Source organism: Bradyrhizobium manausense, from assembly GCF_018130615.1.
Classification (GTDB): Bacteria; Pseudomonadota; Alphaproteobacteria; order Rhizobiales; family Xanthobacteraceae; genus Bradyrhizobium; species Bradyrhizobium manausense_A.
Genome location: NZ_JAFCKB010000002.1, coordinates 1 through 26,378 on the forward strand (window position 1 = coordinate 1; position 26,378 = coordinate 26,378).

The window sequence follows — 26,378 nt, forward strand, 5'->3', positions numbered from 1 at the left end:
AACAAAGCGCGGTAGCGCATCGTGACAACCCCACTGTCACTGAAATTATCGTGTCTCACTTCAGGGGTGCAGTCCAGTGCACTAATTATCCATCTCGTCCACCGACGGCTTGGGCCCGCGCTTGGCTGGCTTGAAGACACGACCGGTCTGGCGTTCGATGCGGGCGAGAAAGCGGTTGTCGCCAAGCGGCCGGCCGATGCTCTCTGCGGAGCGCAGTGCGTCGAACAGATCGGCTTCGGGTTCGGTTGCCAGCAGGTCGGAAAACTCGGGGAAACGATCGCGGATCGGCGCCAGCGCCGTCACGCCGTCATCCTTGCCGCGCAAATGCGCGCGCGTGCTCGACCAGCGCCAATCCTGTGCCCGCTGCACCAGGCGCGCCCGCACCGGGTTGAGCGACACGTAGCGCAGCGCCGCCGCCAGATGCCGTTCATCCATCACGACGGCACCGAAGCGGCCCTGCCAGAAATGTCCGGTACGCTTGCGTCGCGCCTGGATGGTGCCGGCATAGCTGCGATGAACGCGCGCAAGCGCGTGACGCAGCCCGTCGGGGTCGGACGGCACCAGAATGAGGTGCACGTGGTTGGGCATCAGGCACCAGGCCCACACCTCGACGCCGGCGGCTTTGCAATTTGCCGCGAGCATGTCGCGATACAGCGCGTAGTCGCCGTCCTCGAAGAACGTGCGGGCGCGACCGTTGCCGCGCTGGGTGACATGGTGGGGGTGGCCGGGAATGACGACACGAGCAAGACGAGCCATGCCGCATCATGACCGTGAAAGCGGCGAGTGTCAATTTAGTGCACTGTCACCGTAATTTGAGCGATCCTCATTTGATGCTGAACCAGATACTTCGTGATTGCAGGCCAATTGAAGCGATAGTCCGGTACCGTCACCGCAATTGTCGTGTCTCACTTCAGGGGTGCAGTCCAGCACTGTCACCGTAATACCGTCAATCTGGCGGGGAGCGGTGATCGCGAAGAGATGGGTTTCGCAAGGGCTCAGGTTATCCTACCGGCTATTCAGCGTCACCGAATGCAGCTAGTAATGCCACTCCAGCTTCTGCAACCGTCGGAATACTCGATCGCTCCCTTTCCGGGAGAGCAACGAAGCCATTCCTTGGACCAAGATTCCGGGTTGGAATGTAAACAATTCCGTTCGTCTCAAATCTCACATTTACATTTTTTGCAGATCTAACAAATGTATTCCACGATCGGACGCCCGCCGCCTTGAGGACAGGCTCCAATAGTCTGCTCCATTCCGTGGGCGCAGGATGCGGAATCCCCTTTCTCGATAGTCGCAAAGCTTCCAAGACAGCTTCTCCAAGCGCAAAAACATTGTTCGCATCAAGACCGAAGATGGGCTCACAAATTACCCCTACTCCGTCCGTGGTATCCGAAACCGGAGATATGATAACTCTGTTTCGCCTCAGATAGGCAGCGGCCTTTTTCAAGCTGACCTCACGGAAAGATAACTGGCTTCACTGTTACTCCGCTCACAGCTGCGGATTGTATCACTTGGCTTATGGCATTTTGCTGTGCTGGTGTCCCCGCAGATGGAATTGCTACGGTAAGGATTCTTGAGCGCGTAGGATGGGTTGAGCTCTTGCGAAACCCATCGCACTTGTTTTCGTGATAACGTCGCGCCATGACCGCGTACCGTCGCAACGTCGTTCCGGGTGGATGCTTCTTCTTCACCGTCAATCTGGCGGAGAGCGCTGATCGGGAAGAGATGGGTTTCGCAAGGGCTCAACCCATCCTACTCAGCTATGGGTGCTTCGTCTCTGATATTTCCCGCAGAATGGCCATCGCTTCATCGGCTCGATCTACGGGCACAAAGAGATGGTCGTGATGGAAGGCCGAAACCGCGTTCACGCTGATGCCGGCTTTGGCCAGGCGCGCGGTGATCGCCGCCAGAAATCCCACGGCATCGAGCGCGGAGTGGACGGTCAGGGTGATCAGGCGGGAGGGGAATTCGTAAGACAATCCTGCCGCTTCGGCGTCGTCACGCTGGATCACCAGCGTCATCCCTTCCTGCTCGCGGAACGTCAGCAGCGGATTGAGTGCTGCGGAAATGGGGGCGTTCGGCGGGATCGTGCAGAATACGAAAGTGCCGGGCTGGAGTTCCGGCTTCATGTTGCTCAGCAGCGCGTCGAGATCGCGTTCGCCTGTCACGGTGCCAGCCTCCAGATCGGTAAGATCGCTTGAGCCTCTGCGAAGCTGTCGACGCCAGCGGCCGTTGAAGCCGGAAGCAACATACCTTTGTATATCCCCGCTAATCCTTTTCATGCGCTGAATCTTACGCCAGTACAATTGAGCGGCGGCGGGAGATTCTGACAAGTTGAGTCCACTCGGGTCACTGCGAGGAAGCTCACATGAACGTCGTCATTCGAAAGCTCAACGGCTTGTGGCACCTCGTCGTCGGGTCTTGTCAGATCCGGACTCCGTTTCTGGAGACACAGGATCGGCAGTTGGTCGTTCAGTATGCCAGGCGCGCCTACCCGGGAGCGCGGATCTTCGAACGCGACTGACTTGGGCAGGCCGCCATCACTCCTGCGCCTTCTCCGGCCCGTCATACGCGATGCCGCGGATCACCGCGGCATTGCCGAATTTCTTGCGCAGGCTGTCGACCGCGCGCTCGGCATGCGCGGCGCGGCGGTCGAGCATGTCGGTGTCGTCGGCGGGGGAGCCGTCGCGCAGCGCGCTGACGCCGGCGCCCATCAGGCGGAAGGCGGTGCCGTCGATCTCCCTGGCCAGCATCTCGCGGCAGATCGAGAAGATCTTGGCGGCAAGCTGGGTCGGGGCTGCGATCGACTGCGAGCGGGTGCGCTGGCGGAAATCGGCGGTCTTCAGCTTCAGCGTGACGGTCGAGCCCGCGAGTTCGCTGCTCTTGAGCCGCGACGAGGTCTTCTCGCACAGCCGCCAAAGGATCTTTTCCAGCGATGCGAAATCGCGAATGTCGGTCTCGAAGGTGGTTTCGCTCGAAATCGTCTTGGCGCCGCGGTCGGCTTCGACGCGGCGGTCGTCGATGCCGCGCGCCAGCCGCCACAGCCGGCGGCCGTCGCTCGGAAACTGCCGCATCAACTCGATCTCGTCGGCCTTTTGCAGGTCGGCGATGATGCGGAAGCCGCGCTGCACCAGCCGTTCCTGTGTCGCTGGCCCCACGCCGAAGATGAAGCCGACCGGCTTTTCCGCCAGCATGGTGCGCGCTTCCTCCTGGTCGAGCGCCGCAAAGCCGCGCGGCTTGTCGAGATCGGAGGCGATCTTCGCCAAAAACTTGTTGCAGGACAGGCCGACCGACACGGTGATGCCGATGTCGCGCTCGATATTGCGGGCAAAGCGCGCCAGCACCTTTGCCGGGATCATGCCGTGCACACGCTCGGTGCCGGAGAGGTCGAGGAAAGCCTCGTCGATCGAGAGCGGCTCGACCAGCGGCGTCAGCGCCTGCATGGCCTGCCGCACCTCGCGCCCGACTCGGACATACTTCGCCATGTCGGGCCGGATCACGGTCGCGTGCGGGCAGGCTTCGAGCGCCCTATACATCGGCATCGCCGAGCGGACACCATAGGTGCGGGCGATGTAGCAGGCGGCCGAGACCACGCCACGCTTGCCGCCGCCGATGATGACGGGCTTGTCGGCGATCCCAGGATTGTCGCGCTTCTCGACCGTCGCATAGAAAGCGTCGCAGTCGATATGGGCGATGGTGAGCCCAGCGAGCGCACGGTGGCGGACAAGGCGGGGGGAGCCGCAGGCGGAACAGCGCCGCCCGCCCAAATCTTGTACGCTGACGTCCAGATCGGCCAGACAATCCCGGCAGAAGCAGCGGAGCCCGGCCGGATCGGGGGTGGTCACGGCACGTCGCGCTCCCAGGTCCGGTCGCCAAGCGCGTCGCCCAGCACCTGCCGCGCCGCGGCAACGTTGGTCGGATGCAGCTCCGAAGCCTTGGCGAAGGCCTTCACGGTGTCGTCATCGCGCAGCACGAAATCGAGCACGCTAAGCAGGAAATTGGGGTCCGAGGCGGCGTTCCGGAGCGTCTCCGGGCCGACCCCTGTCTCAGCCAGGAACAGGCCCAGCCGCTCGGGCTCGCCGGCCACGAAGGAGAGCGCCTGAATCGCAACGATTTCAGCGACTTCGCGGGGGTTGTGAACAGGCTTTTTCACGGGCCCGGTTTGCCTTTCCGTTAACTTTCGGTGTCTACTTTGGACTATGCCCGAGTCTTGCACGTGAGTCTTGGGACTGAGTCTCGGCGTTGAGTCTTGCGGCCCCAGGCAAGCAACCGGAAACCACGTCGCGGAAAGTGGCCCCTCGGGCTTAACGAAACTCAAGCGAATCTGAGGCTAGTTTAAATCCAGTTTTCGAAGCGCCGGAAAGCGGCGCCTGAGGCGTCACATGCACCGGTCTTCAGGACCAAACAGGAGGGCGGGATGGCTAAGACCGTCCTGATCGTGGAAGACAACGAGCTCAACATGAAGCTCTTCCGCGACCTGTTGGAGGCGCACGGTTACCAGACCTCCGGCACCAGCAACGGCTACGAGGCGCTCGACCTCGTGCGCAAGATGCGGCCCGACCTGGTGCTGATGGATATCCAATTGCCGCAGGTCTCCGGCCTCGAGGTGACGCGCTGGATCAAGGACGATCCGGAACTGCGCGCCATTCCCGTCGTCGCGGTCACGGCGTTCGCGATGAAGGGCGACGAAGAGCGCATCCGCGAGGGCGGCTGCGAGGCCTATTTGTCCAAGCCGATTTCGGTCGGCAAATTCATTGAGACGGTCCGGCGTTTTATCGGATAGGAAGTGAGTGCAAAGTGTCCGCGCGTATCCTGGTGGTCGATGACGTTCCTGCCAACGTCAAGCTGTTAGAGGCCCGCCTTTCCGCCGAATATTTCGACGTGATGACTGCCTCGAACGGCACCGAGGCGCTGGTGCTGGCCCGCCGCGCCGAATGCGACATCATCCTGCTCGACGTGATGATGCCCGACATGGACGGTTTCGAAGTCTGCCGCCGGCTGAAGACCGACCCGGCGACGCACCACATTCCCGTCGTGATGGTCACCGCGCTCGACAGTCCCTCCGACCGCAACCGTGGCCTGGAGGCCGGTGCCGACGATTTCCTGACAAAGCCGGTCTCCGACGTCGTGCTGATCGCACGCGTGCGCTCGCTGACGCGGCTGAAGATGATGACCGATGAGCTGCGCATGCGCGCCATCACCTCGCTCGAGATCGGCATGCAGGCACCGGAGCGGACCGCGGTGGCCGATACCGGCAAGGGCGGCCGCATCCTCCTGGTCGACGACCGCGAGTCCTCCTATGAGCGGCTGGCGACGATCCTCGCCGCCGAGCACACGGTCGACGTCGAGCCCAACCCGACCGAAGCGCTGTTTCACGCCGCCGAGGGCAATTACGATCTCCTGATCGTCTCGCTCGACCTGAACAATTTCGACGGCTTGCGGCTCTGCAGCCAGGCGCGCTCGCTGGAGCGCACCCGGCACGTGCCGATCCTGGCGATTGCGGAGGCCGAAAATTCCACGCGGCTGCTGCGCGGCCTCGAGATCGGCGTCAACGACTATCTGCTGCGCCCGATCGACAAGACCGAGCTGCTGGCGCGCGCCCGCACGCAAATTCGCCGCCGCCGCTACACCGACCATCTGCGCGACAATGTGCAGAACTCGATCGAGATGGCGATCACCGACGCGCTCACCGGCCTGCACAATCGCCGCTACATGGAGAGCCATCTGGCAACGCTCGCCGAGCAGGCCTCGACCCGCGGCAAGCCGCTCGCGCTGATGATCCTCGACATCGACTATTTCAAGTCGATCAACGACAATTACGGCCACGACGCCGGCGACGACGTCTTGCGCGAGTTCGCCGTGCGCGTGCGCAAGTCGATCCGCGGCATCGATCTGGCCTGCCGTTACGGCGGCGAGGAGTTCGTGATCGTGATGCCGGAGACCGATCTGCATGTCGCAGGCATGGTCGCCGAACGCCTGCGCCGCTCGATCGCAGGCGAACCGTTCGCCGTCCACAAGGGCACCAAGCGCATCGAGGTTACGATCTCGATCGGGCTGACCACCCTGGAGCAGAAGGGCGAGGCAGTGGCCGACGTCCTCAAGCGCGCCGACACGGCGCTGTACCGCGCCAAGCACGACGGGCGAAATCGGGTGGTGTCGCAGGCGGCGTGAGGCCCGGCTACAGGCCGCCAACTCAGCTGTCGTCCTGGCGAAGGCCGGGACCCATAACCCCAGGGAGGGGTTTTGGAGCGAGCTGATCACTCCGAGCCTTTGCCAAACAACTTCCTGTGGCTATGGATCCCGGATCTGCGCTCCGCTTCGCTGCGCTTGTCCGGGATGACAGTTATGATTGCGGTGAGCGCTTGTCCTTCACCGGCTTCGCTGCAACACCACCCACATCCACGCCCGCATTCCGCAACAGCACCTTCGCCGCTTCCTTCGCCGCGCGGGCCATCGCGGGATCATCACGCACGAGGTCCTGCGCGATCGAGCCGTCGACCAGGAGCACGAGCTGCGTTGCCAGCGCGTCGGCATCGGCAACGCCGAGCTCGGTCAGCCGCTCACGAAACCAGACGCGGCGGCTTTCCTTGAAGGCGATGGCGATCTTCTTCACCGCGCGGTCGGTCGGCCCCAGCTCGGCCACCGCATTCACGAACGGGCAGCCGCGAAAATCCTTGGCCGCAAAGCGCCGCTCCAGCGAATCGAAGGTGCCGAGAATCTGCTCGGCCGGCGGCTTGTCGGAGGGGCGGGCGTGGACGAAACGGCGCTCCAGATACGCCGCGATCAGCGCATCCTTCGAAGGGAAGTGGTTGTAGAGCGTGCGCTTGGAGATGCCGATCTCGGCCGCGATGGTGTCAACGCCGATGGCGCGAATGCCTTGCAGATAAAACAGCTTGTCGGCGGTCTCGAGGATCCGCTCTTTCATCGTCTGTGGGGCGGGCGGGGGAGCCATGCGGCGACAAACATCCTCTTCGCTTGACAGCGCCCGCTACCTATAGCCTAAGTACACAGGTCTGTGTAACCAAAATCAACCGATATTGCAGATGCCGGCGCGCGCCGAGCGCCCATGAGGGAGAACAAAAATGCCCCTGTTGCAGGTCCTGCGCCCGACCTTGCCGATCCTGATCGGCGCCTCGATCATGCTGACGCTGAGCATGGGGCTGCGGCAGAGCCTCGGCATTTTCATGCAGCCACTGACGCATGACATTCATCTCTCAATCTCGGATTTCACGCTGGCGCTGGCCGTGCAAAACCTCGCCTGGGGCTTCCTGCAGCCGCTCGCCGGCGCAATGACAGTGCGCTACGGCTTCCGCCCGATCATGATTGTCGGCGCGCTGATGTATATCGTCGGCCTCATTCTGATGGCGACGGCGGGCGGCCTCGTCAGCATCATGATCGGCGCGGGCGTGCTGATCGGCGCCTCGCTCGCCTGCACCGCGGCGGCGATCGCGATGTCGGTGGCGGCGCGCGCGGTCCCGGCGACAGTGCGCTCCACCGTGCTCGGCATCGTCTCCGGCGCAGGCTCGCTCGGTGCGTTGTTGTCCGCACCGATCGGGCAGATGCTGAACGAGGGCTTTGGCTGGCGCATCGGGCTTGCCGGCTTCGTCGTGATGTCGGTGCTGATGATCCCCGCTGCCTGGTATGCCGGCCGCGTCGACGCCATCCCGCTGCCGAAGCCGGCCGCGGATGACATCGGCGATGCCACGGCGGCGTCCGTGACGAAGGCGGCGTTCGGCAACGCTTCCTTTGTGGTGATGACCTGCGCCTATCTCGTCTGCGGCATGCAGCTCGTGTTCCTCACCACGCATCTGCCATCCTATCTCGCCATCTGCGGCCTCGATCCGATGCTGAGCGCGCAGACGCTCGGCATGATCGGCGGCTTCAACGTGCTGGGCTCGCTGTTCTTCGGCTGGGCCGGCCAGCGCTGGAACAAGCTGGCGCTGCTCGGCACGATCTACATCCTGCGCTCGCTCGCGCTCGCCTGGTATTTCACGCTGCCGGCAACGCCGTTCTCGACGCTCTTGTTCGGCGCCATCATGGGCTTTCTCTGGATGGGCGTCGGCCCGCTGGTCGCGGGCGCCGTCGCCGAGATGTTCGGCCTGCGCTGGCAGGCCATGATCCAGGGCCTCGCCTTCATGAGCCACCAGATCGGCAGCTTCCTCGGCGCCTACGGTGGAGGGGTGATCTATGACGCGCTCGGCTCCTACACCATGGCCTGGCGCATCGGCGTCGCGCTGGGTCTCGCCGGCGGCATCATCCAGGTCGCGTTTGCCTTGATCCGGCCGGCACAGCCGCCGGCGCCGGTGCTGCGGACGGCGTAGCCGGGACGGGATCATGCAGGTGTGAGGATGACCGGTCGCTGACGATTCAAAGTCGAAGCGATCGGCAATCGCGATGGCGACGATGTCCCTGCAAGCTGTATTCGGGTGCGACTTCGCATGAAGCGAAGGTCATGATTGCATGACATGTAAGAGGTGCTGACACACAAAACACCCGACGCGACGTGAACCTGCGCTCTCGCTTCGAGACGAAAATTGATGGGGGCTCCCACCATGCAATTTCAAATCACGTCTCATTAGCAGAGGAGTAGGCAATGTTTATTCAGCGACACCTGCTTTCGTGTTCCGTGACTGTCTTCGCTGCACTGCTTGCCGGTCCCGCCATGGCGGACTGTGGATCTCTACCCAATCTATCGCAGCTTCGAACTGCTCTGGTCGGTTCTATTACACCGGCAAATGGTCTGAACGGCGGGCTTGGCTTTCACATGTGGGGCACCATCGTCGACCGCGATGGTACGGTTTGTGCGGTTGCATTCTCCGGCAGCCAATTCACCGCTCAATGGCTTGGGAGCCGCGTGATTTCCGCGCAGAAGGCAAATACTGCGAATGATTTCAGCCTCGGCCATAACGCCACGCCCGGCGGCAGCCTGTTCCCAGCCGGCCTTGCATTGTCGACGGCCAATCTGTTCTCGGCCGTTCAACCTGGCGGCAGCCTCTACGGACTGCAGCACAGCAACCCGGTGGACACTGGCGTTGCCTATGGCAATCAATCGTTCTTCGGGGGCGTCACGCCAGCAAGCTTCGGTCCGGCACCGGTCAACAGCCTGGCGTTCGGTACCAACCTTGATCCGATGGTCGGCAAGCGAATTGGTGGTGTGAACGTATTCGGCGGCGGCCTGGCACTCTACAAGGCCGGACAGAGGGTGGGTGGCCTGGGTGTCAGCGGCGACACCTCGTGCACCGATCATATGGTGGCGTGGCGGACTCGCAATGCGCTCGGGTTCGACGAGTTTCAGGGAGTTCAGGGAGTCGCCGATGCGGGCCACCCTGACAATATCATCTTCGACATCACGGCGAATGCCGACGGCACCGGCGGGACCGGACAGGCTCCGAATGGTCAAGGCGGCGTCGGCCAAAGCGCTGGCGGCTTCGGCCATCCCAAATGCCTCAACAATCCGACCCCTTCAGCCGTGGCAGGTCTCCCGGCTGTGAAATGACGCCGATGCGCTCGGAGAAAGGTGCGTTATTTCTCCGAGCGCATTGCTGCTCAAGCCTCGTCAATTGTCTGTTTGCAGAGATCAAACAGCCAGATCCTCTGTTCAAGGAAGCAGGCATGGGTCAGCAGGAATGCGGCGCACGGGCAGGAACGCAGCCTGATCCTGCCTCGTCCGCCACGCGGCGAGCTGCTGCTCAAGCTCGGCGCGAACGTCGACCACCACGCTGGCCCAGTCGCCTCGCTTGGGTTGCCTGAACAGCCGCATGGATCGATACCACGGACTGTCGCCGCGATTGAGCAGCCAGCGCCAGTCCGGGTTGAAGGGCACCATCGTCCAGACCGGAGCGCCGAGCGCGCCGGCGAGGTGGGCGGCGCTGGTGTCGACCGAGATCACGAGATCGAGACAGCAGATCAGCGCAGCCGTCTCGCTGAAATCCGTCAGATGTTGTGTGAGGTCGACGATGTCACGGCGTTCGCCGAGGAAGGCGCGGTCCTGATCGCGGGCGCCTTTCTGCAAGGAGACGAACTGGACATCGAGGTCCAGCAGAGGCGCAAGCGTGCTCAGCCCCATCGAGCGGTTGTGGTCGTTCTTGTGATCGGGATTGCCGGCCCAGACCAGGCCGACACGGAAGCGATCGTGAGGACCAAGCCGGTCGTCCCACGCCGTCACGCGCCCCGCTGGCGGCGCGGGGAGGTAGCCTTGCGCGAGCGGGACAGTATCGAGCTGTGTCCTGAACGCTAACGGCAGGGTGCCGAGAGGGCAGTGCAGGTCGAACGCCGGCGTGGACGATCGGCCGACGCACTCCGCGACGCCGGTGATGCCGCCCAAAAGCTGCTGGATCGGAGGCTCGACCTCCAGGATGACCTTGGCTCCGAGCGCGGCCACCATGGGCGCATAGCGGGCGAACTGGATCGCATCGCCCAGTCCCTCATCGGAGTGCAGCAGGATGGTTTTGCCGCTAAGCGGCTGATCGCCACGCCAAAGGGCTTGCGAAAAGTTGCGATCGACCAGACCGACGGATGGTAGTCGCCAACGCGCCTCGCGCGCCAGCCAACCGCGCTCGAAGTCGCCGGTCAGGAGCTGAAGCGTCGCCAGATAGAACAGCGTCTGCGCATCGTTGGGAACGGCCGCGAGCGACCTGTGAAGCGTGGCGAATGCTTCATCCAGCAATTGCAGATGCAACTGGACCACGGCCTTGTTGTTGAGCACGGCATGAAAATCCGGGCGCAGCGCCAGGGCCCGATCGAAGCAGGCAAAGGCCTGCTCCAGCCGGCCAAACCGCCAATGCAGCAGGCCGAGATTGTTGTGCGTCTCCGCAAGGCTCGGATCCAGCGCGATGGATTTTTCGTAGTCGGCCTGCGCGTCCTCGAAGCGGTTCGCGGCCGAGAGGCAAACGGCGCGCATCTGATACAGGGCAGCCGAAGGATTCAGCGTCTCGGCGATATCGAAGCAATTTATGGCGTCCGCATGCCGGCCGAGCTCGAGCAGCAGCATGCCGCAATTTTGCGCGGCCTCCCAATAGTGCGGATTGAGTGTCAGGGCTTGCTGCAAGTGCAGCGCAGCCTCGTTCCTGTGCCCGAGCTGCCAGAGCAGATTGCCGAGGTGATTCCAGAGGCCGGCATCTTCAGGCCTGAGGCTCAAGGCGTGGCTGTAGTGTTGTCGTGCGTCCCCAAGTCGACCCTGCCGTTCCAGCACCGTGGCGAGGCTGAGGAGATACTCGGCCTTCGGTGCCAGCCGGACGGCGCGGCCGATCCATTCCACGGCGGCGTCGGGCTGCTGCGCGTGAAAGCAAAGCACGCCCAACAGGTGAAGAGCATCCGGGTGCTGTTCATCCAGCGTCAGTGCCTGCCGGCAATACAGCTCGGCCTCGGCAATTCGTCCCGATTGAAAATGCGCAAAGCCCGCCTGGCAGAGCGCAGCCGGCGAGGTCTTTCCGGATTGTTTGGCCGCCGCGGCCCGGCGCTCTCTGCGATTCATGGATGGTTAGAGCGGTGAAAGTCGTATCCACCCCGCAATTGCAGGCTGCGAGGTCATTCAGTCTAACCACGCCAGGATTTCGCGAGGCTGATGGCTCCGTATCGCCCAGGCTGCCGCGCGTATCGGACCGGGAGAGGGGCAGTGCTCTCTACCCACACTCCGTCATTGCGAGCGCAGCGAAGCGATCCAGACTGTTGCCGCGGTGGGATTCTGAATTGTTTCGCTGCGCTCGCAATGACGGTGTGGAGAGAGAATGGCGCCTCAACTCAAACGAAAACGGGGCCCGAAAGGGCCCCGCAAAACTCTTCAACGCTTCGCCGATCTTACTTGATCTTGGCTTCCTTGAATTCGACGTGCTTGCGCGCGACCGGATCGTACTTCTTCTTGACCAGCTTGTCGGTCATGGTGCGCGAATTCTTCTTGGCGACGTAGTAGAAGCCGGTGTCGGCCGAGGACACGAGCTTGACCTTGATGGTGACCGCTTTGGCCATGTTCAGAACCTCAGGAATGAAGGGAATCTGGAGCCGGCCAAACGGCCCGCGTTGGCCGGCAACCTAGCCAGAAACCGCCTGATGTCAAGGTTTCGAAGCGTTTTCGAGCGAAGTGGGCACCGGTTCGCGTCAAGAAAACGCGTCAAAAACAATAACCTAGAGCCCCGATCGGGGCTCTAGGGCGGAAAACCACTCAAATCGGGCCCATTAGGCCTCGAAGAAGCGGTTTTTCGGTCGGGGAAGGCCCAGATTCTCCCTCAAAGTGGCCCCTTCATACTCTTTCCGGAAAATCCCCCGCCGCTGCAGCTCCGGGACGACCTTGTCGACGAAATCGTCGAGGCCTGCGGGCAGGAACGGGAACATGATGTTGAAGCCGTCCGAGCCGCGCCCGACCAGCCATTCCTCCATCTGGTCGGCGATGGTTTTGGCGGTGCCGACGAAGGACAGCCCGCCGTAACCGCCGACGCGCTGGGCGAGCTGGCGCACGGTGAGCTTGTCGCGCCTGGCAAGATCGACCATGCGCTGCCGGCCGCTCTTGCTGGCGTTGGTCTCCGGAATCTCCGGCAGCTGGCCATCCGGATCGAAGCCGGAGGCGTCGGTGCCGAGGATGACCGAGAGCGAGGCGATGGCGCTGTCGTAATGCACGCGGCTGTCGAGCAGGGCGCGCTTCTCCTTGGCCTCGTCGACGCTGTCGCCGACCACGACGAAGGCACCGGGGAGGATCTTGAGGTGTTCGGGATCGCGGCCGATCTTCTCCATGCGGCCCTTGATGTCGGCGTAGAGCTTTTGCCCATCGGCGAGGCTGCCGCCGCCGGTGAAGACGGCTTCCGCGGTCTCGGCCGCGAGCTGCTTGCCGTCTTCGGACGCGCCGGCCTGCACGATCACCGGCCAGCCCTGCACGGGACGGGCGATGTTGAGGGGGCCGCGCACCCTCAGATACTTGCCGTTGTGGTCGAGCACATGCATCTTCGACGGCTCGAAGAACAAGCCGCTCTCGACGTCGCGCACGAAGGCGTCGTCGGCAAAGGAATCCCACAGGCCGGTGACGACGTCGTAGAATTCGCGGGCGCGCTTGTAGCGCTCGGCGTGCTCCATGTGGTCGTCGAGACCGAAATTCAGCGCCGCATCCGGGTTCGAGGTGGTGACGATGTTCCAGCCCGCACGGCCGCCGCTGAGATGGTCGAGCGAGGCGAAGCGGCGGGCGACGTGATAGGGCTCGTCGAACGTCGTCGAGCCGGTTGCGATCAGGCCGATGCGCTCGGTGACCGCGGAGAGGGCAGACAGCAGCGTGAACGGCTCGAACGAGGTCACGGTGTGGCTGCGCTTGAGCGCATTGGCCGGCATGTTCAGCACAGCGAGGTGATCCGCCATGAAGAAGGCATCGAACTTGCCGGCCTCGAGCTTCTGGATCAGCTGCTTGATGTGGCCAAAGTTGAAATTGGCGTCGGGCCATGCCCCGGGATAGCGCCAGGCGCCGGTGTGGATGCTGATCGGGCGCATGAATGCGCCAAGCTTGAGTTGCCGTTGTGCCATCGCGCCCTGGTCCGTTCTTGATGTCGTTCGGAAAGACATAGGGACGCGGGGGAGCTCTGCCATTGGTGGAGGCGGGAAGAATCTTTTGTTTTTTGATGCGTCCTCAGCACGTTCTCGTCATTGCGGGGGGCCGAGGAGCGGCGAGCCCGCAATCCATAACCACGATCGTGAGTATGGATTCGGGGCTCGCGCTAAGAGGCGCGCCCCGGGATGACGGTGGAGGGAGCGGGCCCCCATCGAACCAATCCACCGGTAGGCCCGACCAAGCCATGACCTCCTGAGGAGACTTCAATGGCAGGCGCAATGACCGTAGACGGCGGCATCGTCCGGATCGATCGACCGATGCCGTGGGTCGGCCGGCTGCTGTCGCTGCCGCTGCTGGCGGCGAGCGGCTATCTGTTGTGGAATGTCGCGCTCGGCCTGCGCCAGGATTTTTCCGGTTTCGGCAGGCTGGCCGACGATCTCGTGCCGGTGCTGGTATTCACGGGCCTCGGGCTGCTCATCGGCATTCCCGGCGTGATCCTGCTCACCTTCCGCTATTTCGTCGTGCTCAACGAGACGCTGCGCCAGATCGTCATCACCAGGCAGTTCGGGCCGCTGAACATTCGCAAGCAGCGCGATCTTGCCGACTATCACTTCATCAGCATCACCGACGATTACGATCCCGAGCTGACGACCTACGACGTCAATCTCTGCGGCAGCAAGGGCACCGAGCCGATCACACTTCAGAGCTTTACCAAGCGGGAGGAGGCGGACAAGCTCGCCTGCGAGATCGGACGCGTCTTGAAACTGCCGGCGCGTGACTATATCGGCACCGAGCCCAACGCGGATTGAGATTTTTTTGACGCGTTGTCTTAACGCGAACCGGTACCACCATTCGCGGAAGGGGGCGCGAGTTACCTCGCGCCCCCGCCCTTGTGGAAGGTGTCTCCCTTTGATTTAGTTCAATTTCTCGAGCATCCTGCGATACAACTGCATCGCCGAGACCTGGTGCATGTTTTCTTCAGTTCTCATTCTGTCGGCAACAGTGGACTTGTCGCCGCCACCGGACTTGTCGCCGCCAGACGCCGCATCGAGCTCCTCGGCAGACAATTCGTGCAGCTCCAGAGCTTCGCACTTTGCATTGATTGAATTCTTGGTCATCACATCTCTCCTTTGATTTATTCGGCACGCTCATCCGATGCCGGATGCACATTTGGCATCACCGCTCTCGTCGGTATGTGACGGCCCTCACGAGATGTCTGATTTGGCTGGGGCGCTCGCTGGGGATCACGCCCCCAGCACGTCCTTCTGCATCTTGCCGCCGTAGAAATGGAAGAACGGCACCGGCGCGTCGTGGCGAAGCGGGCCGGTGGCAAGGCGCATGTCGAGCTCGTTGAGCACGTTGCGCGTCATCGGATGCAGGTCGGCGAGCGGCTTTGAGCCGAGCTCGACCCAGACCAGCTCGACCAGCTCCGCATCGGCATGGATCACGCCCTCGACATGATGGGTGATCGCTGACGCATCTGCCGTGAAGAAGCGCGTGTCGAAGCGCTTGACGCGGCCGGGCGGGGTGATCGCGCGCGCAATCAGGAACAGGCTGGAGGGATCGGGCAGGAGGCCTGCATCCGCGAACGGCTTCCAGGGGCCTTCGAGCTTCGCCTTGCCCTCACTCTTGCGTCCGAGGCAGAGGCCGGTTTCCTCGCAGGCCTCGCGGATCGCGGCAATCGCCAGCGATTTGGCACGCGAGGCCGGCGTCTTCGGGCTGCCCTTGGCGAGATTGGCCTCTAGCTCCGCGGTGATGGGGGCCGCGACCGGCACGCGATAATCGTCCTTGTCGACGCGTCCGCCGGGGAAGACGAACTTGCCGGGCATGAACACCACCTTGTCGTGGCGCTTGCCGACCAGCACTTTTGGAACGGCGCTGCTGCGATCGACCAGGATCAGTGTCGCCGCATCCCGCGGACGAAAATACGGATGGTGATCGGCTTCCTTTTCCTCGTGGACTTTTGCCTTTTCGGCTGTGTGCGCCGTATCGCTCATATCCTCACCAAGACTGTTCTTGCTTATTGTGCTTACACAGGCGGAATACCATCCGGCGGGTTCTCGTCAAACCCGTGCATGCGCAGAGCCCATTGCAAGCCGACCACAGCTCCTTTTACCGGCTGCAATAGTCCGAGGGACGCGAAGAAGGTGAAGGGCAGGTAGGCGGCGAAGCTGAGCCAGATCGGCGTGGTGTAGTTGGTCTCGATCCAGAGGATCGAGGGGACCACGATGTGGCCGACGATGACGATCACGAGATAGGCGGGCAGATCGTCGGCGCGATGCGGCGTGAAGTCGAGGTCGCAGACCGCGCAATTGTCCGCCGTCTTCAGGAAGGCGCGAAACAGCTTGCCCTGGCCGCAGCGCGGGCAGCGGCCGCGAAAACCGCGCTTCATCGCGGCCCAGACGTCGCGCTTCTCGACGAGGCCTGTCTCGCGCGTCCAGATCTTTGGGGCCGTGCTCATCGTCACCATGCCTTGCCCTTCTTGCCTTTGCCCTTGTTTTTTCCTTTGCCCTTCTTCGCTTTGCCAGGCTTTTGCTTTGGCGGTTTGCGTTTTCTCTCCGGGCTGCGTCCGGGATGGGCCTTGAGCGAAGGGCGGCGCTGCGGACCGGGTTGCCTGCGGTCGCGCGGCGCGGTCTCGCTGGATGACGACAGCAGCTCGAAACGCAACGCGCCTGCGATCGGAGCCGCTTCGATCAGACGGACGTCAACGACGTCGCCGAGCTGGTACATGGTGCGGCTGCGGGTGCCGACGAGAGCGTGGCGGCTCTCGTCATAGTTGAAATATTCCGTTCCGAGGGATCGGATCGGGATCAATCCATCGGCGCCGGTCTCGCTGAGCTTGACGAACAGGCCCGCGCGGGTGACGCCGGAGACGCGGCCCTGAAAGCTCGCGCCGATGCGGTCGGCGAGGTGATGAGCGATCAGGCGGTCGACGGTCTCGCGCTCGGCCTTCATCGCGCGCCGCTCGGTCAGCGAAATATGGGCGGCGACTTCGCCAAGGGTCTCCGGCGTTTCGCTGTCGGGCAGGGCGCCTTCGCCGAGCCCGAGTGCGCGGACCAGTGCACGGTGCACGACGAGGTCGGCATAACGGCGGATCGGCGAGGTGAAATGCGCGTAGCGGCGCAGGTTCAGGCCGAAATGACCGTAATTCTCCGAGGAATATTCGGCCTGTGCCTGGGCGCGCAGCACCACCTCGCTCACCAGCGGGTAATAGTCGTGGCCTTCGAGCTGGGCCAGCACGCGGTTGAACAAGGTGGGGCGCAGCGCGCCAGACTTGGTGAAGGGAACGTCGAGCGTCTCCAGGAATTCCGAGAGCGCGTGGACTTTCTCCAGCGTCGGCTCGTCATGCACGCGGTAGATCAGCGGCAGCGATTTCTTCTCCAGCATCTCGGCGGCCGCGACGTTGGCGAGGATCATGAACTCCTCGATCAGCTTGTGCGCATCGAGCCTTTCAGGGACGACGACGCGATCGACCGTGCCGTCGCTCTTCAAGAGGATCTTGCGCTCGGGCAGATCGAGATTGAGCGGATCGCGCTCGTCGCGCGCGCGCTTGGCGCAGGCATAGGCGGCGTAGAGCGGCTTCAGGATCGGATCGAGCAGGGGACCGGTGGTGTCGTCAGGCCGTCCGTCGATCGCGGCCTGCGCCTGCGCGTAGCTGAGCTTGGCCGCCGAGCGCATCAGGATGCGATGGAACGTATGCGAGTGCTTGCGGCCGTCGGGGCCGAGCACCATCCGCACTACGAGTGCGCCGCGCGGTTCGCCCGGCACCAGCGAGCAGAGATTGTTGGAGATGCGCTCGGGCAGCATCGGCACGACGCGGTCGGGGAAATAGACCGAGTTGCCGCGGTCGAGCGCGGCGCGGTCGAGCGCGGTGCCCGGCCGGACGTAAAAACTCACATCCGCAATGGCGACATCGACGATGAAGCCGCCTCTGTTGTTCGGATCGGGATCGGCTTGCGCATGCACCGCGTCGTCGTGATCCTTGGCGTCAGGCGGATCGATGGTGACGAGCGGCACGTCGCGCCAGTCTTCACGTCCCTTCAGATTCGCCGGCTCCGCCGCTTCCGCCTCGCGCTCTGCGGCAGAGGAGAATTGCAGGGGGATGTCGTGCGCGTAGATCGCGATCAGGCTGATCGCCTTCTCCGACTTGACCGAGCCGAGCTTCTCCTTGACCCGGCCGGACGCCAGCCCAAAGCTGCGGGTGCGAACGATGTCGACGCTGACGAGATCGCCGTCCTGCGCGCCCTTCGTGTCGGCCGCGGCGATGTTCAGCTCGCGGTCGGCGGATTTCTTGTCGACCGGGACCAGCCGTCCGCCGCCTTCGGGAAGGCTGCGGAAGACGCCGAGGATGCGACTCTTGGTCTTGTCGAAGACCTTGATGATGTGGCCGCGATAGGCCGGGCCTTCGTTCTCCTCCGAGCGCTCGACCCGCAGCAGCGCGCGGTCGCCGACGCCGGCGGCGGTGCCGGGCCTCGGCCGGCGCGGGATCTCGATGAGGATCTTTGGCGGCTCGCCGCTCTCGACCTCGTCCCATTCGCTGGGGGAGGCGATCAGCTCGCCATCAGCGTCGCGGCCAGTAATGTCGGCGACCAGCGTCGGCGGCAGGCTGTCCGGCTCCGAGACCGTGTGGCGTTTCTTCTTGATGGTGCCGTCGTCTGCGAGCTCGCGCAGGAGGCGCTTGAGCTCGATGCGGTCGGCGTTCTTCAGGCCGAACTCGCGCGCGATGTCGCGGGTTCCGACCTTTCCTGGATGTGCCTTGATGAAGGCGACGATGGCTTGCCTGTCGGGAAAGCCACGGTCATTCTTGCGTTTCACTTAACCTCTAATTGGTGCCGGCACTCTTCTTGGCCGGAGCTTTGGCTGCGCCACCTGACTTGGTCGCCGACGTCTTGACTGCTGAAGTCTTGGCCGTCGACGCCACGCCCGCGCGCGCCTTGCTGGTGGATTCTGATTTGGTCTTGGCCGCTTTCTTCGCGGCCGGCTTCTTCTTCGGCGCGGCGTCGTCGCCATCCGCGGCCTTTGCAGTTTTCTTGGCCTTGGCCGGCTTCGCCGCCTTCTTCGGCTTCTTGCCGCCGCCCTTGGCCGCGCGCTCATCGATCAGCGCGATTGCCTGTGCAATCGTGACCGAGTCCTTCTCGAACTCGGCCGGGATGGTGGCATTGACGCCGCCTGCGGTGACATAGGCACCATAACGGCCGCTCTTCACGGTGACGGTGCCGAGCGTCGGATGATCGCCGAGCGCCTTGCCGGGATCGGCACCGAAGCGGCGGCTCGGGCCCTTCGCAACCTTCTCGGCAATCAGCGTCACGGCGCGGTTGAGGCCGATGTCGAAGACCTCGTCGCCGGCTTCCAGGCTGGCATAGGTCTTCTCGTGCTTCACGAACGGCCCGAAGCGGCCGAGGCCGGCGGTGATCGGCTGGCCGGTCTCCGGATGCTTGCCGATCTCGCGCGGCAGCGACAGCAGCTTGAGCGCAAGCTCGAGCTCGATATCGCCGGGTGAGGTGCCCTTCGGGATGCCCGCGCGCTTCGGCTTCTCGCCTTCCTCATAGTCTTTCTGCTCGCCGAGCTGGATATAGGGGCCGAAGCGGCCGGCCTTGACCCAGACATCGCGACCGGTCTCGGGATCCTGGCCGAGCGAACGGTCGGCGGTGGTCTCGCTGTCGGCGGCGAGCTGACGGGTGTAGCGGCACTCCGGATAGTTCGAGCAGCCGACGAAGGCGCCGAACTTGCCGGCCTTGAGATTCAGCCGGCCGTTGCCGCAGCTCGGGCACTGCCTGATGTCGCCGCCATCCGCGCGCGGCGGATAGATGTGCTGCCCCAGCATCTCGTCGAGCACGTCCAGGACCTGCGCGACGCGCAGATCCTTGATCTCGTCGACGGCGCCGATGAAGCCGGTCCAGAAATCCTTCAGCACCTGCTGCCAGGAAATCTCGTTGTTGGAGATGCGGTCGAGCTGCTCCTCCAGATTGGCCGTGAAATCGTATTCGACGTAGCGATTGAAGAAGCTTTCGAGGAACGCGACCACGACGCGGCCCTTGTCCTCGCCGTGAAGGCGCTTCTTCTCCAGCTTGACGTAGCCGCGGTCCTTCAGCACCTGGAGGATCGAGGCATAGGTCGAGGGCCGGCCGATGCCGAGCTCTTCCATGCGCTTGACGAGCGAGGCTTCCGAGAAGCGCGGCGGCGGCTCGGTGAAATGCTGGGTGACGGAGAGCGAGTCGCGCTTGATCGCCTCGCCCTGGCTCATCGCGGGCAGGCGGCGGGAATCCTCGTCTTCCTCGTCGTCGCGACCTTCCTGGTAGAGGGTCAGGAAACCGTCGAACTTGACGACCTGGCCGGTCGCGCGCAGCTCCAGCGTGCGGCCGCCGGCCTTCGCCGTAATGTCGACGGTGGTGCGCTCGAGCTCGGCCGATTCCATCTGGCTCGCGATGGTACGCTTCCAGATCAGCTCATAGAGCCGCGCCTGGTCGGCATCGAGCTTGCGGCTCATGCTGTCAGGGCGGCGTGACATGTCGGTCGGGCGGATGGCTTCGTGCGCTTCCTGGGCGTTCTTGGCCTTGGCCTGGTACTGGCGCGGGGCATCCGGCACGTAGGCGTTGCCGTAATCCTCGCCGATCACCTTGCGCGCCTGGGTGATCGCCTCGGGGGCGATCTGCACACCGTCGGTACGCATATAAGTAATGAGTCCGGTGGTCTCGCCGCCGATGTCGATGCCTTCATAGAGGCGCTGCGCGATCCGCATCGTGTGCGCCGGCGCAAAGCCGTATTTGCGGCTGGCTTCCTGCTGCAAGGTCGATGTCGTGAAGGGCGCCTGCGGATTGCGGCGCGCCGGCTTGGCATCGACCGCCGTGACCGCGTAGGTCGCAAGCTCCAGGGCCTTCTTGAAGTCTTCGGCCTCAGCGCCGGTTCCGATGTCGAGCCGCTGGATCTTCTTGCCGTCGGCACCGACGAGGCGCGCCTCGAAGGCATCGCCGCGCGGCGTCAGCAGCGTCGCGACCAGCGACCAATATTCGCGCGGCACAAACTTCTCGATCTCGAGCTCGCGGTCGCAGACCAGACGCAGCGCCACTGACTGCACGCGGCCGGCCGAGCGCGCGCCCGGCAGCTTGCGCCACAGCACGGGGGAGAGGGTGAAGCCGACCAGATAGTCCAGTGCACGGCGCGCCATATAGGCGTCGACCAGCGCACCGTCGATCTCGCGCGGATGCTTCATCGCGTCCGTGACGGCCTGCTTGGTGATGGCGTTGAACACCACGCGCTCGATCTTCTGATCCTTCAGCGCGCGCTTCTCCTTCATCACCTCCAGCACGTGCCAGGAGATGGCCTCGCCCTCGCGATCAGGGTCGGTCGCCAGAATCAGGCGGTCGGCGCCCTTCAAGGATTTGGCGATATCGTTGAGCCGACCGGCCGCCTTGGGGTCGACCTCCCAGATCATCTTGAAATTGGCCTCGGGATCGACGGAACCGTTCTTTGCCGGCAAGTCGCGGACATGGCCGAACGAGGCCAGAACCTCATAGGACGAGCCCAAATACTTGTTGATCGTCTTGGCTTTCGCCGGCGACTCCACAATGACGATATTCATGTAGTTCCAGTAACTTACGGGAAAATCTTGGGCCGATTTCTTCTAGATTCGGGTCGGCCGTTTCGTCCCGAACATGGGTGGTGAGGCGGGTCCTGTCAAATCGAAGGGTGTTGAAAGCCCGCGGAATGGGAAAAGTTTCATATCGAGAAAGTTGCGAAATACCACCTTGGAGTTGTGGCCGGTGTGGGCGTAATGTTTCCGCGGGGCATGGATTCGGGTGGGGCTGGTGGCAAAGCCAGGGAAGAAACGGGCGCGCGCCGCAATAGGCGTGCGGGGAGGCTCGCGTAACGAGGAACCGGGGGAGGGCGGGGTCGATGAAGCCGTGGCCTTCATCGCCGAGCAGGCGGGCGCATTGCGCAAGCTTGCCGAGCGGCACAAGCTCGATGTGCTGCATTATCTCTTAGGAATGACCAAGCTCGAAGCCGACGAACACCTGCGGCTGCGCAGCAAGCGCAAGCTGTCGTGAGGGGTGGGCGAGAATAGGGCCGCCGTAATGACAGGCGCGCTAGCCGTTGCGTCCAGCCAACTTCGCCAATCGCTGGCCGAGATATTCTGCGGTGCTGACGTCGCTCTGAGGCAAGTCGCTGTCGACCAAATGTGTCGCCAAGCCAAGCTGGCTGCCCAGGCGATTGCGGCCACTTGGATCCTCTCCACCCGGAATATCCAACCCGCACCAGAGCATCCCGTGCTGAGCAGCCAGGATCGTAAGGTAGCTCAAAGTGTGGAGCTGATCGCCAGCTGCGCAGGCGCCCGTCGTAAATCCGGCTGCGATCTTGTTGACCCATCGCTGCTGGCTCCATCGATCACTTGAAGCGTCTGCGAAGGCTTTGAACTGAGCAGATGGTCCGCCCATGTAAGTCGGGGTCCCAAATGCAACAGCGCCGGCGCGGTCAATCGTCTCCAATAACCTCTCGTTCTGGAATCGGCCTGACACGATGTCGTCGCCTAAAATGCGACAGAGCGCGACCTCCACCATGCGATCCGCTCCGCGCGCGACCGCATGGGCCAGCTTCTCGGTGGTGCCGGAGATCGAAAAATAGACGATGGCGAGCAACGGCATGGCGGCAACACTTTGGTTGTTGAGCCATCTTTGACGCCGTCTGTACTTTCTACAAGTCCCTCACATGTCACGCCGACCGCCGCCGCGACGCTGGCCGCGGCTTCAGCATTGTGTCGGCGGGGCTAAGCAGGCGACCGTCTTCCGCACGCATTTCGAGCTTCTTGACCGGACGGCCTTTCGCGCGATCCACCAGGATGGTCGCGATCTGCTCGGGGTGCTCATCGAACTCCTCGCTCCATTGCCGGAGCGCCACCAGGATCGGGTAGACGCCGCGGCCCTTCGGCGTCAGCACATATTCCTGGTAGGCGCTGCCGTCGGAGGCGGGGGCCAGCGCCAGGATGCCGTGGTCGACCATCGAGCGCAGCCGCACGGACAGGATGTTCTTGGCCATGCCGAGCTTGCTCTGAAACTCGCCGAAGCGGCGCAGGCCGAACAGCGCCTCGCGGATGATCAGGAGCGACCACCAGTCGCCGATCGCCTCCAGCGATCGCGCGATTGGGCAGCCGTCGCCCTCAAAGCTCGTTCGTTTCACCATCGTCCTGGTCCTGTCGCGTTCGCCCGGTTTCGGCGCCGATCACGCGCTTGTGTGGTTGCATCATAAAACCATGTGCCCTAGATGGCAACATAGTTTCATAATGCAACCACTGGAGACGAGCATGAGGCTTCGAGGCAAGACGGCGCTGATTACCGGCGGCAACAGCGGCATTGGACTGGCGACCGCAAGGCTGTTCGTGGCCGAGGGGGCGAAGGTGATCATCACAGGGCGCAACAAGGAGACGCTGGAGGCCGCCGCGAAGGAGCTTGGTCCGAATGCGATCGCATTCGCCGCGGACGCGACTGACATTGCCGCGACGGAAGCTGCGATCAAGAAGGGCACCGAGAAGTTCGGCAAGCTCGACATCGTTTTTGCCAATGCCGGCATCCCCGGCAGCACACCGCTCGGCTCGGCAACGCTTGAGACCTTCGAGAAGGTGATCAGCACCAATCTCACCGGCGTGTTCTTCACCGTGCAGTCCGCGCTGCCTTATCTCAACGACAATTCCTCGATCATCCTCAACGGCTCGGTGATCTCCGTGCTCGGCATTCCCGGTTACTCGGCTTATGGCGCGGCGAAGGCCGGCGTGCGGGCGATGGCGCGGATCATGGCGTCGGAACTGTCGCCGCGCGGCATCCGCGTCAACGTGGTCGCGCCCGGCGCGATCCGCACGCCGATCTGGGGCGCTGCGATCGCGACGCCCGAAGCGGAGAAGGCGTTCGAGAAGCGCATCGGACTGTCGACGCCGCTCGGCCGGATTGGTGAACCCGATCACATTTCGAAGACGGTGTTGTTCCTCGCCTCCGACGATGCCGGGCACATCCAGGGACAGGAGATCTTCGTCGACGGCGGCGCGGTGGCCTCGCCGAGTGGCGCGCCGATCTATCGCGGTTGATCAAGTGATCTGAAAATTGAATCGGCCGGCGCTGAAGGAAGCAGTTGCGCCGGCCGGTTCCCGCATCCTGCGAGCTGTATTTTTCGAACCTTGCGTGGCGCGTTGAACCTTCGCGCGCGTTGCAAAGACACTTCTACGGGCAGGGGGTCAAAAGACTCGTTTTCAAAAAGGAGTCCGTTATGCCGAAAGCAGCCCGCATTGTTTCACCGATTTCAGCACCGCGTATTTACACCGAACGCTCCGCAGTTCCCGCCAAGCACTCCGACATATCCGAGTTCATCGGGGTCGCCATCTTCTCCGGCATCGGCCTGCTCATGTCGCTCGTTGCCGTGATCCTGGGCATCCAGGGCTCCTGGTTTTAGCTTTGTCGGTCTTTCAGCCGCCGCCGGAATCCGGCAGCGGCTGTCGTCGAGCCTTAAGCTGCGCGCAGGCTGATGGCGGCCTGAAGTGCGCCCGCGAGCGCCTTCTCGCGATGCTCCGGGCCGACCTGAATGCCGTCGGCGACGATGAATTCCGGATTCGTGATGCCCATGAAGGCGAACACGCCGCGCAAATAGGTTTCGAGGTGTTCGAGCGAGGCGGCCGGCGTGCCCGGGCCGTAATAGCCGCCGCGCGAAATCGCGAAGATCACGCGCTTGCCGCCAACAAGGCCCTCCGGGCCGTTCGCGCCATATTTGAATGTCTTCCCCGCCGCCATCACGCGATCAATCCAGGCCTTGAGCTGGCTCGGGATCGTGAAATTGTACATGGGCGCGCCAATCACGACGGTGTCGGCTTCGAGGAACTCGTTCAGCACGGCTGCGCTCGCCGCGAGATCGGATGCGAGTTCCGCAGGCGCCGGCGCACCCTGGGCGGCCGCAAGGTGCGAGCCGGACAGATGGGCGAGCGGCGTCTGGGTCAGGTCGCGATAGACGAGCTCGAGCGACGGGGTAGCCTGGCGCAGGCGCGCGACGATGGCAGCGGAAACCTGCCTGGAGACGGAGTGGGGGCCGAGCACGCTGGAGTCGATATGGAGGAGTTTCATTGGGGTCACCTATGGTATAGATTTGTAACCCGCACTACATGAGTGACTGTCGAAAGCCCCGCAAGAACGCACTTTTTTGAGCCATGAGCACATTTTTGAAACCTGCGCACACCGATTTGCCTGCCGCGCCAAGGCAAAATCAAAGGCAGAATCAAAGGCCAAACCAAGGGCCAGATCCGATGCCGGATCCCAATCATGCGGACTGCCGCGGGGTGGCATCCGTGCTGTCCCGCGTCGGCGACAAATGGAGCGTGTTCGTCATCATGATGCTCAGCGACGGGCCAAAGCGCTTCAATGAGCTGAAGCGCATGATCAACGGCATCTCGCAGCGGATGCTGACCCTGACGCTACGCGGCCTCGAGCGCGATGGTCTCGTCACGCGCACGATCTTTCCGACCATTCCGCCGCGCGTGGACTATGAGCTGACCGATCTCGGGCGCGGGTTGTCGCAGCCGGTCGAGGCGCTCGGCAAATGGGCGAAGGAGCATCTGGTGCAGATCGAGGCGGCGCGCACCCACTTCGATCAGCGTAATGCGTAGCGCTTTCGAGCGAAGTGGAGACCGGTTCGCGCCAAGAAAACGCGTCAAAACGGTTAGATCAGCGACACCAATCCGCCGCCGTGACGCTCGAGCTTTCCGGCAAGCTCGAGCTCCAGCAGCACCGTGCGCACGATCGCAGGCGAGGCGCCGGACATTCGCAGGAGATCGTCGATCGAGATGGGAGCAGGGCCGAGCAGGCCCGTGATCTGGTCGCGATCATGCCCTTGCGGATCGTTCTCGAACGGCTCGCTGTCGGGCTCGCTCATCGGATGCATCAGCGGCCGCTCCATGATCGGCGCGACGGCATTGATGATGTCGGACGCTTCGGTGACGAGCGTTGCGCCCTGCTTGATCAGGTCGTTGGTGCCGGCCGCGCGCGGATCGAGCGGCGAGCCGGGGACCGCGAACACCTCGCGGCCCTGTTCGGCCGCCATGCGTGCGGTGATCAGCGATCCCGAGCGGTGCGCGGCCTCCACCACGACCACGCCGAGCGCGGCGCCGGAGATCAGCCGGTTGCGGCGAGGGAAGTCGCGGGCGCGCGGCTCGTGGCCGAGCGGCATCTCCGAGATCGCCGCGCCCGCGTGATTGAGGATCGCGGCGAGCAAATCGCCGTGTTCGGGCGGATAGATGCAGTCGTGACCGCCGGCGAGCACCGCGACCGTGCCGCTTTCGACGCTGGTGCGATGCGCCGCCTGGTCGACGCCACGGGCGAGCCCCGAGATGATGATGAAGCCGGCTTCGCCGAGTTCGCGTGCGAGCAGGCCGGCGAACTTCAAGCCGGCGCCGGAGGCATTGCGCGAGCCGACGATGGCGATCATCGGACGCATCAGCGTTGCGTTGTCACCGCGCACGGCGAGCAGCGGCGGGGCATCGTCGATCATCGCCAGCCGTGCCGGATAGCCGTCCTCGCCGGGCGCAAGCCAGGCAATGCCGAACCTGCGGCTCGCGGCGAGCTCGGCCTTCGCCTCGTCCGCGCTGCAGATGCGGCCGGATCGCGCCGCACCACCACGGCGTGCCAGATCAGGCAGCCGCTCCAGCGCGGCGCGTGCCGTGCCGAAATGATCGACCAGCGAGCGGAAAGTGCGCGGCCCGACATTGTCGGAGCGGATCAGCCGCAGGCGGTCGATCCGCTCTGGCTCGGTCAGCTCCACACTGGGATTGATGGCGTCCACGGCGTCTCCTTGCGGGGACAGCATGGAACAACCTGAGGGCGTGGGCAACAGC

At 63.5% G+C, this 26,378-nt stretch carries 28 protein-coding genes; 10 read left to right on the forward strand and 18 right to left on the reverse strand.

Translation table 11 applies throughout. The features are described 5' to 3' along the window. Positions 1 to 81 precede the first annotated feature (81 nt). The 3 genes from JQ587_RS03645 to JQ587_RS03650 form a co-directional block, all read right to left on the reverse strand. The gene (locus JQ587_RS03645) at positions 82 to 756 is read right to left on the reverse strand and encodes a transposase (RefSeq protein ID WP_212424435.1); all 675 of its coding nucleotides are present in this window, start codon (positions 754 to 756) and stop codon (positions 82 to 84) included. Positions 757 to 1,454: 698 nt separating this feature from the next. Then, positions 1,455 to 1,691, reverse strand: coding sequence for an endonuclease toxin domain-containing protein (locus tag JQ587_RS37245; RefSeq protein ID WP_491524937.1), 237 nt, complete (start codon positions 1,689 to 1,691; stop codon positions 1,455 to 1,457). A gap of 69 nt (positions 1,692 to 1,760) precedes the next feature. After that, positions 1,761 to 2,168 carry an ACT domain-containing protein gene (locus tag JQ587_RS03650; RefSeq protein WP_212424436.1) on the reverse strand — a complete coding sequence of 136 codons (408 nt, stop codon included), beginning with the start codon at positions 2,166 to 2,168 and terminating at the stop codon, positions 1,761 to 1,763. 200 nt (positions 2,169 to 2,368) lie between these two features. Here JQ587_RS03650 and JQ587_RS03655 point away from each other — a divergent pair, with 200 nt between their 5' ends. After that, positions 2,369 to 2,524 carry a hypothetical protein gene (locus JQ587_RS03655; protein WP_212424437.1) on the forward strand — a complete coding sequence of 52 codons (156 nt, stop codon included), beginning with the start codon at positions 2,369 to 2,371 and terminating at the stop codon, positions 2,522 to 2,524. Between the two features lie 16 nt (positions 2,525 to 2,540). Here the strand turns inward: JQ587_RS03655 and JQ587_RS03660 are convergent, their stop codons facing one another. Continuing rightward, a complete protein-coding gene (locus JQ587_RS03660; protein ID WP_212424438.1) occupies positions 2,541 to 3,845 on the reverse strand; it encodes a DNA polymerase IV in 1,305 nt (434 codons plus the stop codon). Further along, a complete protein-coding gene (locus tag JQ587_RS03665; RefSeq protein ID WP_128951365.1) occupies positions 3,842 to 4,153 on the reverse strand; it encodes a DUF3572 domain-containing protein in 312 nt (103 codons plus the stop codon). Before JQ587_RS03665 ends, JQ587_RS03660 begins: the two co-directional genes overlap by 4 nt. Before the next feature lie 264 nt (positions 4,154 to 4,417). On the opposite strand from JQ587_RS03665, the gene JQ587_RS03670 reads away from it, so the two are divergent. Both JQ587_RS03670 and JQ587_RS03675 read left to right on the forward strand, forming a co-directional pair. Next, complete coding sequence (locus tag JQ587_RS03670) at positions 4,418 to 4,783, forward strand: response regulator (RefSeq protein WP_008566616.1); 366 nt, start codon at positions 4,418 to 4,420, stop codon at positions 4,781 to 4,783. Positions 4,784 to 4,797: 14 nt separating this feature from the next. Then, positions 4,798 to 6,171, forward strand: a complete 1,374-nt coding sequence (locus JQ587_RS03675) for a PleD family two-component system response regulator (protein ID WP_212424439.1) — start codon at positions 4,798 to 4,800, stop codon at positions 6,169 to 6,171. Between the two features lie 172 nt (positions 6,172 to 6,343). On the opposite strand, the gene JQ587_RS03680 is transcribed toward JQ587_RS03675, so the two are convergent. Then, a complete protein-coding gene (locus JQ587_RS03680) occupies positions 6,344 to 6,952 on the reverse strand; it encodes a TetR/AcrR family transcriptional regulator (protein ID WP_212424440.1) in 609 nt (202 codons plus the stop codon). Positions 6,953 to 7,082: 130 nt separating this feature from the next. Here JQ587_RS03680 and JQ587_RS03685 point away from each other — a divergent pair, with 130 nt between their 5' ends. Together JQ587_RS03685 and JQ587_RS03690 are read left to right on the forward strand one after the other, a co-directional pair. Further along, positions 7,083 to 8,321, forward strand: a complete 1,239-nt coding sequence (locus JQ587_RS03685; protein ID WP_212424441.1) for an MFS transporter — start codon at positions 7,083 to 7,085, stop codon at positions 8,319 to 8,321. A gap of 272 nt (positions 8,322 to 8,593) precedes the next feature. After that, positions 8,594 to 9,496 (forward strand): GlcG/HbpS family heme-binding protein, encoded by a 903-nt coding sequence (locus JQ587_RS03690; RefSeq protein WP_249149014.1) that lies wholly within the window; start codon positions 8,594 to 8,596, stop codon positions 9,494 to 9,496. 102 nt (positions 9,497 to 9,598) lie between these two features. Here JQ587_RS03690 and JQ587_RS03695 read toward each other — a convergent pair whose 3' ends face one another. The 3 genes from JQ587_RS03695 to JQ587_RS03705 form a co-directional block, all read right to left on the reverse strand. Beyond that, positions 9,599 to 11,473: a tetratricopeptide repeat protein gene (locus JQ587_RS03695; protein ID WP_212424442.1), complete on the reverse strand. Its 1,875-nt coding sequence runs from the start codon at positions 11,471 to 11,473 to the stop codon at positions 9,599 to 9,601. A gap of 323 nt (positions 11,474 to 11,796) precedes the next feature. After that, on the reverse strand, positions 11,797 to 11,964 hold the full coding sequence (rpmG, locus tag JQ587_RS03700; RefSeq protein WP_057756569.1) for a 50S ribosomal protein L33: 168 nt from the start codon (positions 11,962 to 11,964) through the stop codon (positions 11,797 to 11,799). Positions 11,965 to 12,171: 207 nt separating this feature from the next. Continuing rightward, positions 12,172 to 13,497 carry an LLM class flavin-dependent oxidoreductase gene (locus tag JQ587_RS03705; protein WP_212424443.1) on the reverse strand — a complete coding sequence of 442 codons (1,326 nt, stop codon included), beginning with the start codon at positions 13,495 to 13,497 and terminating at the stop codon, positions 12,172 to 12,174. A 291-nt stretch (positions 13,498 to 13,788) separates the two neighbouring features. On the opposite strand from JQ587_RS03705, the gene JQ587_RS03710 reads away from it, so the two are divergent. Next, positions 13,789 to 14,331: a hypothetical protein gene (locus tag JQ587_RS03710; protein ID WP_212301095.1), complete on the forward strand. Its 543-nt coding sequence runs from the start codon at positions 13,789 to 13,791 to the stop codon at positions 14,329 to 14,331. Between the two features lie 105 nt (positions 14,332 to 14,436). Here the strand turns inward: JQ587_RS03710 and JQ587_RS03715 are convergent, their stop codons facing one another. From JQ587_RS03715 to topA, 5 genes are all read right to left on the reverse strand, one after another. Beyond that, on the reverse strand, positions 14,437 to 14,640 hold the full coding sequence (locus JQ587_RS03715; protein WP_212424444.1) for a hypothetical protein: 204 nt from the start codon (positions 14,638 to 14,640) through the stop codon (positions 14,437 to 14,439). 126 nt (positions 14,641 to 14,766) lie between these two features. Continuing rightward, positions 14,767 to 15,519: an NUDIX hydrolase gene (locus tag JQ587_RS03720; protein ID WP_212424445.1), complete on the reverse strand. Its 753-nt coding sequence runs from the start codon at positions 15,517 to 15,519 to the stop codon at positions 14,767 to 14,769. Between the two features lie 32 nt (positions 15,520 to 15,551). Further along, on the reverse strand, positions 15,552 to 15,992 hold the full coding sequence (locus JQ587_RS03725) for a DUF983 domain-containing protein (protein ID WP_212301092.1): 441 nt from the start codon (positions 15,990 to 15,992) through the stop codon (positions 15,552 to 15,554). Further along, entirely contained in the window at positions 15,986 to 18,337 is a 2,352-nt protein-coding gene (rnr, locus tag JQ587_RS03730; protein ID WP_212424446.1) for a ribonuclease R, read from the reverse strand. The genes JQ587_RS03725 and rnr overlap by 7 nt, the downstream gene beginning before the upstream one ends. Before the next feature lie 7 nt (positions 18,338 to 18,344). After that, on the reverse strand, positions 18,345 to 21,101 hold the full coding sequence (gene topA / locus JQ587_RS03735) for a type I DNA topoisomerase (RefSeq protein WP_212424447.1): 2,757 nt from the start codon (positions 21,099 to 21,101) through the stop codon (positions 18,345 to 18,347). Positions 21,102 to 21,423: 322 nt separating this feature from the next. On the opposite strand from topA, the gene JQ587_RS36605 reads away from it, so the two are divergent. Next, complete coding sequence (locus JQ587_RS36605) at positions 21,424 to 21,567, forward strand: hypothetical protein (RefSeq protein ID WP_249154206.1); 144 nt, start codon at positions 21,424 to 21,426, stop codon at positions 21,565 to 21,567. 39 nt (positions 21,568 to 21,606) lie between these two features. Here the strand turns inward: JQ587_RS36605 and JQ587_RS03745 are convergent, their stop codons facing one another. Beyond that, entirely contained in the window at positions 21,607 to 22,161 is a 555-nt protein-coding gene (locus JQ587_RS03745) for a flavodoxin family protein (RefSeq protein ID WP_212424448.1), read from the reverse strand. Between the two features lie 67 nt (positions 22,162 to 22,228). Continuing rightward, positions 22,229 to 22,696: a winged helix-turn-helix transcriptional regulator gene (locus JQ587_RS03750; protein WP_212301088.1), complete on the reverse strand. Its 468-nt coding sequence runs from the start codon at positions 22,694 to 22,696 to the stop codon at positions 22,229 to 22,231. A gap of 121 nt (positions 22,697 to 22,817) precedes the next feature. On the opposite strand from JQ587_RS03750, the gene JQ587_RS03755 reads away from it, so the two are divergent. Both JQ587_RS03755 and JQ587_RS03760 read left to right on the forward strand, forming a co-directional pair. Further along, positions 22,818 to 23,591 (forward strand): SDR family NAD(P)-dependent oxidoreductase, encoded by a 774-nt coding sequence (locus tag JQ587_RS03755; RefSeq protein ID WP_212424449.1) that lies wholly within the window; start codon positions 22,818 to 22,820, stop codon positions 23,589 to 23,591. 179 nt (positions 23,592 to 23,770) lie between these two features. Beyond that, complete coding sequence (locus tag JQ587_RS03760; RefSeq protein WP_212301086.1) at positions 23,771 to 23,953, forward strand: hypothetical protein; 183 nt, start codon at positions 23,771 to 23,773, stop codon at positions 23,951 to 23,953. A gap of 53 nt (positions 23,954 to 24,006) precedes the next feature. Here JQ587_RS03760 and JQ587_RS03765 read toward each other — a convergent pair whose 3' ends face one another. After that, positions 24,007 to 24,615, reverse strand: coding sequence for an FMN-dependent NADH-azoreductase (locus tag JQ587_RS03765; RefSeq protein WP_212301085.1), 609 nt, complete (start codon positions 24,613 to 24,615; stop codon positions 24,007 to 24,009). 83 nt (positions 24,616 to 24,698) lie between these two features. Here JQ587_RS03765 and JQ587_RS03770 point away from each other — a divergent pair, with 83 nt between their 5' ends. Continuing rightward, positions 24,699 to 25,154, forward strand: coding sequence for a winged helix-turn-helix transcriptional regulator (locus JQ587_RS03770; protein WP_212424450.1), 456 nt, complete (start codon positions 24,699 to 24,701; stop codon positions 25,152 to 25,154). Between the two features lie 53 nt (positions 25,155 to 25,207). Here JQ587_RS03770 and dprA read toward each other — a convergent pair whose 3' ends face one another. Next, complete coding sequence (gene dprA, locus JQ587_RS03775) at positions 25,208 to 26,350, reverse strand: DNA-processing protein DprA (protein WP_212424451.1); 1,143 nt, start codon at positions 26,348 to 26,350, stop codon at positions 25,208 to 25,210. Positions 26,351 to 26,378 lie beyond the last annotated feature (28 nt).